The sequence below is a fragment of the Bacillus sp. TH22 genome, from assembly GCF_016651015.1.
Lineage (GTDB): Bacteria > Bacillota > Bacilli > Bacillales > Bacillaceae_G > Bacillus_A > Bacillus_A mycoides.
Genome location: NZ_JAEKER010000001.1, coordinates 244216 through 257019 on the forward strand (window position 1 = coordinate 244216; position 12804 = coordinate 257019).

Here is a 12804-nt window from a genome sequence, read left to right on the forward strand (position 1 = left end):
TAGAAAGGTAGATTTCACATATATCTATATAAAAGGAGAATGGATATAATATGTTGAAAAAACTTGTAGCAGTAATGACAGCATTCATGGTTATCTTTGGGGCTAGTAGCTTTATGTTCGTAGATCATGCGGCAGCGAAAAGTTACAAATCTGGTAAAAAATCATATACACCAAGTTCAGGTCAAAAGTCAAAAGTTGATTTAAACAAAAAAGATTCTAATGTGAATTCACAAAAAACGACAACTGATTCAAAAACAAAAGCAACAAACACAGCGCCAAAAAGTAATAAAGGTGGCTTTATGAAAGGCTTATTACTAGGTGGTCTTGGTGGTTTACTAATGGGTAGCTTATTTGCAAATATGGGAGCACTTGGTTCTGTATTAGCGTTTATGGTAAATATGTTAGTAATGGCTGGTATCGTAATGTTAGCAGTTCGTGCATTTAAATACTTCAAAGATCAACGTAAGAAAAAGGCAGATGAAGTAGCATGGAAACAATAAAAATTTCTGAACAAGAACTTATAAATGCACTTTGCGTATATATCGCTGAAAAAAGACAAGTTGGTCCAGAAGAAGTTTCAGTTGAACTAATGTATGATGATGACTACGGTTTCTCTGCAGAAGTAGAGGTAAATGGTCGCCAGCAAATTTTAATTCAAGCAAACTTAATCGAAGCACTACGCTTGTTGCTTGATCGAGAATACAACGTCAATTCATTTGCAGCAAGATTGCAACTTGAATTAGATGATGAAGAAGGCATCTACGCATTAGCGAAATTTAATAATAATGAACAATAAAACTGTTAGAGCTGTATGCTCTAACAGTTTTTTATTTGTATTAATATTGCTAGTATGTTTCTTCTTTTAGAATAAAATCCAGTATTTCAAGTGTCTTCAATTTAGTATTTGCATCATTTTATCTATCTAATCCAAAGTTGGCTATCCAAATAAATAATAATTTTGACATAAAACAAATTTTATTTATCTATTCGATAAATTGCGATAAATAAATCGCGACTATATTTGATATGATATTTCAGAAATCTTATATTTTATTATTCAAAGCACGGTAGAAGAATGATGGTGTGATTTTTATTAGGTTAAGTCCTATTAATTTTTAAAATACAGTTGATTAATACATTAGAAAAGAAGGTGTAGTAATGAATCCACCACTTTTTTATATGCTAGTTTTTCACGCTTTCATTTGTTGATTTTCTTCGAATGATTGAAAAGCACGCCAAATCTCATTCATCTTCCGTCTACCAACATCAATCATTGGATTAAATTGAATCGCTGCTTTTTGACGAACAGAGTGAACGTTTTGAATTGCTTGTTGTAATTGTTGGTCGACTACGTCAAGTTTCTCACTTGCATGTTTAGCGATAGATAGACCTGCAACTGTTCCTTGCACCATCGCGATTTTTCCGCTTTCAATGCCAGTAATATTTCCAGCTACAAATAAACCTGGAAGAGGGGTTTCCATTTCTTCTGAATGAAGTGGAACATGCCCGCCAAGTTCAGGAATATAATGGAAAGGGCATCCCGCTACAGCGGCAAGCTCAGCAAGCGGATATAAACCTCCGGCTATACAAACGAAGTCTGCCTCATAGATCTTTTCTGATCCGTTAATAATATTCCCTTTAGAGTCAATGTTAGCAACACGTACACCCTCTACTTGATCTGTACCGATAATTTCAAGTGCAGCTTTACGAAGATGAAGCGGCGTCCCGTTTATTTTCATGCCGCTATTTGGATAAAATGTTAATCCAGCTTTTCGAATCCAATCATATTTCATAAAACGGCTACCTATACGTAGGAAGGGAGATGGGGCGAGGTGAGCCGCATTTAAGAGCGATTTTAAAACTTCTTCTGGTTCACCGGCCTTTTGGCTTAACTCGCTTTTTTCAGGAATTACAATATGATCCACTGTGATGCCAGCTAATTGCAATTCGTTTAAAATGGCGAATGACAAAATATTAGCACCGATAATGATTCCTTTTTTACCAACTTGAACGCGGTGAACATTTGTCATAACTTGAGCTGCGCCAATTGACATAACCCCTGGAAGTGTCCAGCCGGGTAGGGGAATAGAATACTCCGCAGCCCCAGTAGCAATTAGTACGAACGGTGCTTCTAACGTACCGATATTTGTATGCACGAACCAACAACTCTCATCTTTATCTAAATTATAGACGGAAACACCGCACCGAATATCGACTGAAAGAGATTTTGCTTCTTCGTGAAGACGTTTTGATTCTTCTATTCCGTTCCACCATTCCCCAGTAGGCTCTTGATGCAACTGTCCTAACAATCTCCCGCCCGGCTTCATAAATTCATCAATAACAAGTACGTTAAGTCCAAAACGTGCACAAGAGATGGAAGCTGATAATCCTGCTGGTCCTGCACCAATAATAATTACATCGATCATCGCTTTTTCACCATCTCTCTCACGGTATTTGGATGCTGTTTTCCGCTGTCAACAACCATATCGTTTTCAACTACAGTTAAGCAAGCTCGTACATTCGTTTGATTGTTTACAGTCACGCGGCATTCAGAACAATGCCCGATATTACAATAAATACCTCGCGGAGTTCCGCTATCTTCATGCACTCTTAACGTTCTTATTCCGTTTGCGAGTAGAGCGGCCGCTATCGTTTCATGTCCATATGCTTCATATTGTTGACCATTAAATTGAAAATTGATACGCTGACTACTATTTAAACTACCTAAAATAGGGTGATGTGTAATTCTACTCATTGATTGTCACCTACCGCTCCAAAAGTAACTGCACGCACTGGCGGTTGATATTTTAATGGAATTTCATTTTGGGATATGTTAGGATTCGCATTTTCTACCATTCGTTCTATCGTCATTCTACATGTTCTACCGCCGCAAAAACCCATACCAGCACGTGTTCTTAGTTTTAGCTCACGAGCTGAGCAATTATATTCAGCAATTGTCGATTGAAGTTGTTCGTATGTAACTTCTTCACAACGACAAACAATTAAGTTCTCTTTATTCGTCATATGTATTCCTCCTCTAGTTCGGTTTACATAAATTATTATGCAAAAACTATGCCAATATAGAGGAGGAGAGGGATTATCCCGCTATTTGCTGGGCAGTAAGACTCCACCTCAAAATTCAGTGAAAGCAAAGAAGTTAGGTGGGGGGCGGGCTGCCCGTAAAAGTCCAATTGGTGAGGGCTGATAATCAAGTGGGGATGAACAAAACCCCCACTGATTAAAGTTTCACTTTATTGTAACCCTAGTCTTTTTAAACGGTTATATAAAGTGGCCCTCGTTACGCCAAGGTGTTTCGCACATTCTAATTTATTACCATCTAAAATGCGTAAAGCTCTTTCAATTACCTTTTTCTCGTGCTCATCCATTTCTTCTTGTAAAGAAAGAATCGTATTATTGTTGCTGAGTAATAGGGATTGAGCTATATGATTGTCTAAAGTTTCATTTGTATGAAATGGTAAATATTCTTGTTTAATAATGCCGTCTGTTGCAAATACGACGAGTCTTTCAACTACGTTGCGGAGCTCGCGAATATTACCAGGCCAATTGTAATGAAGCAGTTCATGCATAATATTTGAAGGTAAGTCGCGAATAGGCCTGTTATAGTTTATTGAAAAATCGTTTAAGAAGGAATAGGTTAATTCGATAATATCCTCTCGTCTTTCCCGCAGCGGTGGAATAAGCAAGCTAACTACATTTAAGCGATAGTATAAATCTTCTCGGAAAGTTCCTTTTCTCATTTCTTCTTGTAAATCACGATTTGTAGCAGCGATAATGCGGAAATCGATATGTATTTCTTTTTCTCCACCAACTCGGTAATACTTTCGTTCCTGCAGTACACGCAAAAGTTTCACTTGCATATCGAGCGGCATTTCGCCTATTTCATCGAGGAATAAAGTACCGCCTTGTGCAAGTTCTATTTTACCTTTCTTACCTTTACTATTTGCACCAGAAAACGCCCCGCGCTCGTAACCAAATAATTCACTTTCAAATAACGCTTCTGGGATTGCGCCGCAGTTAATTGAAATGAAAGGGGCATTTGCTGTCTCACTTGCTTCATGAATTGCTTTCGCAAACACTTCTTTTCCAACTCCACTTTCTCCGAGTATTAAAACCGTGGATTTCACTGAACAAACCTTTCTAGCTAATTGAATCGTTCTTTGTATAACAGGGCTTTTTCCATTCATCGCAAGGAAAGGATCGGATGTATCTTTATATTTTGCTACTTCTTGTTCTAAACGGTGCATTTCATGCGACATATTAAATAGTTTTTCATTTAATACGACTTGATTTGTAACATCCGTTTCTGAAACGACTGCTCCAATAATTTTATCGTTGCAATAAACTGGGTTTGAATTAATTAATACGAACAAATCTGGACGTGGCTGATGGAAATGAGCAATTATGCTTTTTCCGTCATGTAATGATTGCAGAATTTCTAAATCTTTATAATCAAAAAAACGGGTGATGGGTTGTCCGATAATTTCATTATGGTTCACTGAAAAAATCTTTTCAGCGCCATCTGTCCAAGTACGAACGCATTCTTTATCGTCGATGACTGTAACAGAAGAATCAGACGTTTGAATAACGGTGTTATAAAAAGCTAGTAGTTCATTGTAATACTTATAAAGAAAAGGAATCATTTGCTGAGCAGTTATACAGCATAAAGGCTCTTGATTTTCTTTAATGATGACAACGGCTAGTTCATGAGAAAATGCGTCGATTAAAGTAGTGAAAGAGTCATCTTCATATATAACTGTGCACCTCCATTCCTCAGTAGGTGAATGGAGGTAATAAAATTTTTCACCTACCTGTTTCATGCGCTTAACGATACTTGTACAATCAATTGACAAAATTTTTATTAACTCTTTTATTGTTGGGAATGAAAATGCCATATTGTCCTCCTATTATGTATAAAAATTTAGACAGTGATAAAAAAATAATACACCTATTTACGATAAATTTAAAATATTTTTACAAATAAAAATTATTTCATATAAATAGTTCTGTATGTAGAGTTGGCACACCAATTGCATAAATAGAAAGTGAGAGATTTAGGAGAAAGGAGGCTGCTATGTGAGACACAGTGACGTTTTAATAATAGGCGGTGGTATTATAGGCTGTTCTATCGCGTATTACACATCAAAATACGGAAGAGACGTAACAATCATTGAAAAAGGGGAATTTGTCAGTGGGACGTCTTCACGGTGTGATGGGAACATTTTGGCTATTGATAAAGACCCAGGGTTTGATAGTCAAATGTCGTTAGTAAGTCAAAAGTTAGTAAATGAATTAAGTGAAGAATTGGAGCACTCATTTGAATATAGAGCGCCAGGAAGCATTCTCGTTTGTGAATCAGACGAAGAGATGGAGGCAGCGCAGCAATGGGTAAATCGTCAAAAAGAGGCTGGTTTACCATTTCGAATGCTTGATAGGCAAGATATAAAAGAAGAATCACCATTTTTTGCAGATGATTTATTAGGCGGTTTAGAATGTGCAACGGATTCAACTGTAAATCCGTATCTTCTTGCTTTTTCACTTCTTGCAGAATCGAAGAAATTTGGTACAAAAGCTTTTAATCATACAGAAGTTAAAGAAGTGAAAAGAGATATAGACGGTTCCTTTATTGTAGAAACGACAAATGGAACGTTTACTGCGAAAAAAGTGGTGAACGCAGCCGGTGTGTGGGCTCCTAAAATCGGACAGATGTTAGATGTGAATATCCCAATTGAACCGAGAAAGGGACATATTATTGTAGCTTCAAGGCAACAACACGTTGGCTGCCGTAAAGTAATGGAATTTGGTTATTTAATTTCTAAATTTGGTGGAAAAAGAAAAGTGGATGCTTTAACTGAAAAGTATGGGGTGGCACTTGTATTTGAACCGACAGAAAGCCAAAATTTTTTAATTGGTAGTAGTAGAGAGTTTGTAGGTTTTCATACGAAGATAAATAACGAGGTTATTAAATGTATTGCGAATAGAGCAATTCGTTTTTATCCGAAAATGGCAGATATGATGGTGATTCGTTCATATGCTGGATTACGCCCGTGGACAGAAGATCATTTGCCGATAATTTCACGAGTGGAACATATTCCGAATTATTTTATTGCAGCAGGACATGAAGGCGATGGAATTAGTCTTGCGGCAGTTACCGGGAAAGTGATTGAGGAGTTATTAAATGAAAAAGAAACAATCATTCCTATTGAACCACTTCGTTTGAGTCGTTTTACAGAAAGGGTGTTAAACGGATGAGGTTACAAAGAGTCTTTACGACGATTGATACACATACAGGAGGGAATCCAACGAGGACATTAATTAGCGGACTTCCTAAGTTAATTGGAGAGACAATGGCAGAGAAGATGTTACATATGAAAAAGGAGTATGACTGGATTCGCAAATTGTTAATGAATGAGCCACGTGGTCATGATGTAATGTCAGGAGCACTATTAACAGATCCGTGTCATCCTGAAGCTGATATAGGTGTTATATACATAGAGACAGGTGGATATTTGCCGATGTGTGGCCACGATACAATCGGTGTATGTACAGCTTTAGTTGAATCAGGTTTAATTCCAGTAATTGAACCGGTTACTTCTTTAAAGCTAGATACACCAGCTGGCTTAGTTGAAGTAGATATTTCTGTTCAAGATGGGAAAGCGAAAGAAGTCTCCTTCTGTAACATACCAGCTTTTTTACTGAAAAATATTTCTGTACACGTCGAAGAAATTGGAACTGTAGAGGCGGATATTGCGTATGGAGGGAATTTTTATGCCATTATCGATGCGAAGTCAGTAGGTTTAGAGTTAGTACCAGAAAACGCATCTACAATCATTGATAAGGCGATTCATATTAGAAATACAATTAATGAGAAGTTTGAAATCATTCATCCAGAGTATTCGTTTATAAGAGGATTAACACATGTTGAATTTTATACAGATCCTACTCATGAAAGTGCGCATGTGAAAAATACAGTTGTTGTTCCGCCAGGAGGAATTGATCGATCTCCATGTGGCACAGGAACATCAGCGAAGTTAGCTGTATTATACGCTCATAAAAAAATTAAAATCGATGAAGAGTTTATTCATGAGAGTATCGTTGGCTCATTATTTAAAGGGTGTGTCATAAATACGACATATGTGGAAAATATTGAAGCTGTAATAACGAAAATTACAGGATCAGCTTGGCTTATGGGTATGCATAGATTTTTTTACAATGAAAAGGATCCACTTAAAGAAGGCTTTTTGCTAATTCCGCCGATGGAACATGAAACGGAGGATGTAAAATGAACGTTCAAAAAATGTATACAGCAGTAGACGTACACGTAAATGGTGAGGCATTTCGTGTAATGAAAGACGTACCATGCAAATACTACTACAGTTTGGAGCAGTTAAACGAACAATTTTCAGGTGAATTAGCAGAAGAAATGAAGCTTTTATTAAATGAACCACGTGGTTTTATCGGTTTAAATGGATGTATTGTCGTTCCTTCTATTCATAATGAAGTGGATGCAGCTGTATTGTTTTTTAATCATGAAGGATCCATTCCTCTTCATTACGGAGGCATTGTCGCAGTAATAACGATGTTACTAGAAAGCGGGTATTTAAAAAAGAGAGAGTCTAATCAATACAAAATCGAAACGCTATCTGGAATATTTTCAGTCGATGCATATGTAGAGAATGATGAAGTTGTATCTGTTTCGATTGAAAGCAAACTATGTTATATGATTGAGAAAAATTTAAAGATTGGTAATATAAGTTACTCTCTCATACAGGCAGATAAAGTATATGCAGTTGTAGAAAAAGATACGTATTCGCCAGAAATCAGTATTGAAAACATCTCTAAATTAAAAAAATGGGGTGAAGCTACACTTCAAACTATACAAAAACAGTTATTAATAAAAAGACTTATTTTAGTAGATTCTATGCAAAAAGAAAAGAACCATATAAAGTCGATTACATTTCATGAAGATAACTTTATAGTACGTTCACCAGGTTTTGTTTCTACTATTGTGTCTTATGTTCATACATTATTTAAAAATGATTATATAGCGGATAAACCTTTTAGAAATGAAAGTATTTTTAATAGCTTTATAACAGTAGAAAAAGTGAAGAAAGAAGAACTCGGATACATTTTTCGATTTGAAAGTAGAGGGTTTATTACAGGTATGCAAACATTTATATTAGATCCTACTGATCCGTTTCCAACAGGTTTCTTATTAAAATAATATGTTAAAGGGAGAGATAAAGATGCAAAAAATTAAAGGGGCATTTCCAGTATTAATAACACCAATGGATGAATTTCAAGAGATTGATTGGCAAGGCGTAAAACAAAACGTAAACTACTTTATTGAGCAAAAGGTAGCTGGAATTATTATTAATGGAAGTACGGGGGAATTTGTTAGTTTATCAAAAGAAGAACGATTTAACATGGTAGAAACAGTATTAAAAGAAGTTGATGGCCGTATTCCAGTTATTGTTGGAACTGCTGCGGAGACGACGAAAGAAACGATTGAATATACGAAACATGCAGAAGCGCACGGAGCAGATTGTGCCTTAATTATAAACTCGTATTACTGTAAACCGAAAGAAGAGGAAATTTATTTTCATTTTAAAGAAATCTCAAACGCTGTAAATATACCAATTATGCTATACAATAATCCATTTACTTCTGGTGTTGATATGAGTACAGAGCTAATGCTCCGTATTGGAAAAGAATGTGAAAATGTTACACATATTAAAGAATCTAGCGGAGATATTCGAAAAGCGAGAGATTTAGTAAGACAAGGCGAAGGTGCTTTCCAAGTCTTCTGCGGATCTGAAGATTTAGTTATGGAATCTTATTTAGTTGGTGCCTCGGGATGGGTTTCAGTAGCAGGAAATATCGTTCCAGGACTCGTTACGAAAATGTATGAGCATTTTCAAAATGGTGAATTAGAAAAAGCGTGGGAAATGAACGATGCTATTTTACCTCTTTGTGAGTTTCTTGAAGGATCAGGAAAGTATGTGCAAATCGTTAAACGTTCAATGGAATTACATGGGCAAGTCGGAGGACCTTCACGTTATCCGAGATTAGGATTAACTGAAGAAGAAGATCAAAAGCTTCAAACTATTTTACTAGAAATTGCAGCTCATGCAGCTGTTTAAATAAGGAGGAGAGTATATATGTTAACGACAAACATTGAGCTGAAACCAAAAGTGAAAGCGTTTTTAAATGAAGAAATTAAAATGTTTATTAATGGTGAATTTGTTTCTTCAATAAGTGGAAAGACGTTTGAAACATACAATCCAGCAACAGAAGATGTTCTAGCAGTCGTATGTGAAGCGCAAGAAGAAGATATTGATGTCGCAGTAAAAGCGGCAAGATTTGCTTTTGAATCAGGCCCGTGGGCAGAGATGACTACTGCTGAAAGAGCACACCTTATTTATAAATTAGCAGACTTAATTGAAGAGCATAGAGAAGAATTAGCACAGCTAGAAGCTTTAGATAATGGAAAACCATATCAAGTAGCACTTGATGATGATATTTCAGCGACTGTAGAAAATTACCGCTATTACGCGGGATGGGCTACAAAAATTATTGGTCAAACCATTCCAATTTCAAAAGATTATTTAAATTACACACGCCATGAACCGGTTGGCGTTGTAGGTCAAATTATCCCGTGGAATTTTCCGCTCGTTATGTCTTCTTGGAAAATGGGAGCCGCTCTTGCGACAGGTTGTACGATTGTATTAAAACCAGCAGAGCAAACACCTTTATCTTTACTATATACAGCGAAGCTTTTTAAAGAAGCTGGTTTTCCAAACGGTGTCGTAAACTTTGTACCAGGTTTCGGTCCTGAAGCAGGATCGGCAATTGTAAACCATCATGATATTGATAAAGTAGCTTTCACAGGTTCAACAGTTACAGGGAAATATATTATGCGTCAATCTGCAGAAACAATTAAACATGTAACGTTAGAACTTGGTGGTAAGTCACCAAACATCATTTTAGAAGACGCTGACTTAGAAGAAGCGATTAACGGTGCGTTCCAAGGCATTATGTATAATCATGGTCAAAATTGTAGCGCAGGATCTCGAGTTTTCGTTCATCGGAAACATTATGAAATAGTAGTAAATGAACTTGTGAAAATGGCAAATAACGTGAAGCTAGGGGCAGGTATGGAGGCGGAAACTGAAATGGGACCGCTCGTATCTAAAAAACAACAAGAGCGTGTGCTAAATTACATTGAACAAGGAAAATCTGAAGGTGCTACTGTTGCAGCTGGCGGTGAACGTGCATTTGAAAAAGGTTATTTTGTACAGCCAACAGTATTCACAAATGTTACAGACGATATGACAATTGTTAAGGAAGAAATTTTCGGACCAGTTGTCGTTGTACTCCCGTTCGATTCGACAGAAGAAGTAATTGAAAGAGCAAATCGCTCGTCTTACGGACTTGCTGCGGGCGTATGGACACAAAATATTAAAACAGGGCATCAAGTGGCCAATAAATTAAAGGCAGGAACAGTGTGGATTAATGATTATAACTTAGAAAATGCTGCTGCACCATTTGGTGGATATAAACAATCTGGTATCGGACGTGAATTAGGTTCATACGCCCTTGATAACTATACAGAAGTGAAAAGTGTTTGGGTAAATATAAAGTAATAGAGAGTCTAACTGTTAATAAATAGAGGGATGAAATAATGAGAGATGCGGACAACTGGAAGGTTTAATAATAGTTGTCCGTTTTCTTATATATAAAATTGCTTTTTCAAAAGAATTATAAGGGGGATTTGGGTGGAGCAGTTAGTAGAATGGTTAGTAGGGCAAGTTTGGAGTATTGGCTTAGTTGTTTTCGCATTAGGAGCAGGAGTGTATTTCACAATTGCAACTCGTTTTTTACAAATTCGCTATTTTAAGGAGATGATTAAACTATTATTTGAAGGGAAGAGCTCGGAGACTGGGATATCATCCTTTCAAGCATTTTGTTTGGCGTTATCAGGTAGGGTTGGAATTGGTAATATCGCAGGAGTAGCGACAGCTATCGCTTTCGGCGGACCTGGAGCTGTATTTTGGATGTGGGTGATGGCATTATTAGGAGCAGCTAGTGCATTTGTTGAATCAACATTAGCACAAGTATATAAAAGTAAAGTAGGCAATGAATACCGTGGTGGTACGCCATATTTCATTGAGAAAGGCTTGAAAATGAAATGGTTTGCGGTCATTGTAGCGGTCGTTGTAACACTATCATATGGCGTTTTATTACCAGGTATTCAATCGAGTAGTATCGCAGTTGGATTTGAAAATTCTAATGGTATTAGCAAATATATAACTGGTATATTGTTAGTCATATTATTAGCAGCTATCATTTTTGGTGGCGTAAAGAGAATTGCGGGCGTTTCTCAAATGCTAGTTCCATTTATGGCAATTGGTTATGTAATTGTTACATGTATCGTATTAATTGCGAATGTAACGGAAATTCCAAGTATGTTTGCTTTAATTTTCTCAAGTGCTTTTGGTGTAAATGAAATGTTTGGCGGCATCGTCGGCGCAGCTATTGCATGGGGTGTAAAGCGTGCTGTATTTTCAAATGTTGCTGGTGTTGGAGAAGCAACGTATAGCTCTGCCGCTGCTGAAGTATCTCATCCTGCAAAACAAGGGCTAGTTCAAGCGTTTTCTGTATATATTGATACAATTGTAGTATGTACAGCGACAGCTCTTATGATATTAATAACAGGTATGTATAATGTAATACCTGAAGGGAAAAGCGCTATTGTAAAGAATATGGGAAATGTAGATGCAGGTCCAATCTATACACAACAAGCAGTTGAAACTGTTATGACAGGATTTGGTCCATTATTTATTTCAATCGCAATCTTCTTTTTTGCATTTACAACTTTACTCGCGTACTACTATATCGCTGAAACGACACTCACTTATTTAGATCGTGACCTCAAATATAGCTGGTTAAAACCAATTTTGAAAATTGGGTTTTTAATTATGGTTTACATCGGTAGCGTAGAATCAGCTTCGCTATTATGGAACCTTGGAGATTTAGGAATCGGTAGTATGGCATGGTTAAACTTAATCGCGATTCTATTATTAAGTAAAACGGCATTAAAAGTGTTAAAAGACTATGAAACGCAGAAAAAAGAAGGGAAAGATCCAGTGTTTGATCCTAAAAATGTGGGAATTGAAGGTTTAACATTTTGGGAAGAAAGAAGTAAAGAGGTTGAAAGGAAAAATTCTAAAGAAAAAGTGTCAGTAGATAATGGGCTGAAACTGTAGATGTGCAAATTTAAAAGTGAAATAAACTGAAAATTCATTCTATTTTTTAAAGTAAATATTTGTATATGTCCTTCATTTTATCTCATACTAAAGTAAGTGTGAATAAATTGAATGGAGGATATACGATGGAAAATCAACAATATGGCTCTATAAATGATGTATTACTTGATTATAAAGAAGGTATAGGGAATTTTACGCAACAAATCCCTGAAATTGCAGAAACATATAACGCTTTTACACAAGCATGTTTTCAGGAGGGTACATTAACTAAAAGAGAAAAGCAGCTCATTGCATTAGGGATTAGTTTAGCAACACAAGACGAATATTGTACGATTTATCATACGAAGGGCTGTATTGACCAAGGATGTTCTGATAAAGAAATTTTAGAAGCTTGTGGTGTTTCAGCCGCGTTTGCTGGGGGAGCTGCAATGAGTCAGGCAGTAACCTTAGTACAAGAATGTCTGGTGGAATTGAAACATCAAAATCATTAAACAAGAAAAAGCCCTCCTTAAAATAT

The 12804-nt window shown here is 36.5% G+C and carries 13 protein-coding genes; 9 read left to right on the forward strand and 4 right to left on the reverse strand.

Annotated elements, in window-relative coordinates; all coding sequences use genetic code 11:
* The first annotated feature begins 50 nt into the window (after positions 1 to 50).
* Positions 51 to 500, forward strand: coding sequence for a hypothetical protein (locus JFU18_RS01340; RefSeq protein ID WP_002032604.1), 450 nt, complete (start codon positions 51 to 53; stop codon positions 498 to 500).
* Positions 488 to 796 (forward strand): YxcD family protein, encoded by a 309-nt coding sequence (locus JFU18_RS01345; RefSeq protein WP_000447767.1) that lies wholly within the window; start codon positions 488 to 490, stop codon positions 794 to 796. The genes JFU18_RS01340 and JFU18_RS01345 overlap by 13 nt, the downstream gene beginning before the upstream one ends.
* Before the next feature lie 394 nt (positions 797 to 1190).
* Here the strand turns inward: JFU18_RS01345 and JFU18_RS01350 are convergent, their stop codons facing one another.
* The 4 genes from JFU18_RS01350 to JFU18_RS01365 form a co-directional block, all read right to left on the reverse strand.
* On the reverse strand, positions 1191 to 2426 hold the full coding sequence (locus tag JFU18_RS01350) for an NAD(P)/FAD-dependent oxidoreductase (RefSeq protein WP_201033923.1): 1236 nt from the start codon (positions 2424 to 2426) through the stop codon (positions 1191 to 1193).
* A complete protein-coding gene (locus JFU18_RS01355) occupies positions 2423 to 2755 on the reverse strand; it encodes a (2Fe-2S)-binding protein (protein WP_201031205.1) in 333 nt (110 codons plus the stop codon). The genes JFU18_RS01350 and JFU18_RS01355 overlap by 4 nt, the downstream gene beginning before the upstream one ends.
* Entirely contained in the window at positions 2752 to 3024 is a 273-nt protein-coding gene (locus tag JFU18_RS01360) for a (2Fe-2S)-binding protein (protein ID WP_201033922.1), read from the reverse strand. The genes JFU18_RS01355 and JFU18_RS01360 overlap by 4 nt, the downstream gene beginning before the upstream one ends.
* 227 nt (positions 3025 to 3251) lie before the next feature.
* Complete coding sequence (locus JFU18_RS01365; protein ID WP_201033921.1) at positions 3252 to 4913, reverse strand: sigma-54 interaction domain-containing protein; 1662 nt, start codon at positions 4911 to 4913, stop codon at positions 3252 to 3254.
* Positions 4914 to 5094: 181 nt separating this feature from the next.
* On the opposite strand from JFU18_RS01365, the gene JFU18_RS01370 reads away from it, so the two are divergent.
* The 7 genes from JFU18_RS01370 (at position 5095) to JFU18_RS01400 (ending at position 12778) form a co-directional block, all read left to right on the forward strand.
* Positions 5095 to 6270, forward strand: a complete 1176-nt coding sequence (locus JFU18_RS01370) for an NAD(P)/FAD-dependent oxidoreductase (protein WP_201033920.1) — start codon at positions 5095 to 5097, stop codon at positions 6268 to 6270.
* A complete protein-coding gene (locus JFU18_RS01375) occupies positions 6267 to 7304 on the forward strand; it encodes a proline racemase family protein (RefSeq protein WP_012261087.1) in 1038 nt (345 codons plus the stop codon). The genes JFU18_RS01370 and JFU18_RS01375 overlap by 4 nt, the downstream gene beginning before the upstream one ends.
* Positions 7301 to 8242 carry a proline racemase family protein gene (locus JFU18_RS01380; protein ID WP_137059032.1) on the forward strand — a complete coding sequence of 314 codons (942 nt, stop codon included), beginning with the start codon at positions 7301 to 7303 and terminating at the stop codon, positions 8240 to 8242. Before JFU18_RS01375 ends, JFU18_RS01380 begins: the two co-directional genes overlap by 4 nt.
* Before the next feature lie 22 nt (positions 8243 to 8264).
* Entirely contained in the window at positions 8265 to 9161 is an 897-nt protein-coding gene (gene dapA, locus JFU18_RS01385) for a 4-hydroxy-tetrahydrodipicolinate synthase (RefSeq protein ID WP_201031201.1), read from the forward strand.
* A gap of 18 nt (positions 9162 to 9179) precedes the next feature.
* Positions 9180 to 10664: an aldehyde dehydrogenase family protein gene (locus JFU18_RS01390; RefSeq protein WP_201031200.1), complete on the forward strand. Its 1485-nt coding sequence runs from the start codon at positions 9180 to 9182 to the stop codon at positions 10662 to 10664.
* 132 nt (positions 10665 to 10796) lie between these two features.
* On the forward strand, positions 10797 to 12287 hold the full coding sequence (locus JFU18_RS01395) for an alanine/glycine:cation symporter family protein (protein ID WP_201033919.1): 1491 nt from the start codon (positions 10797 to 10799) through the stop codon (positions 12285 to 12287).
* A gap of 125 nt (positions 12288 to 12412) precedes the next feature.
* Positions 12413 to 12778 (forward strand): carboxymuconolactone decarboxylase family protein, encoded by a 366-nt coding sequence (locus JFU18_RS01400; RefSeq protein ID WP_002168216.1) that lies wholly within the window; start codon positions 12413 to 12415, stop codon positions 12776 to 12778.
* Positions 12779 to 12804: the final 26 nt, after the last annotated feature.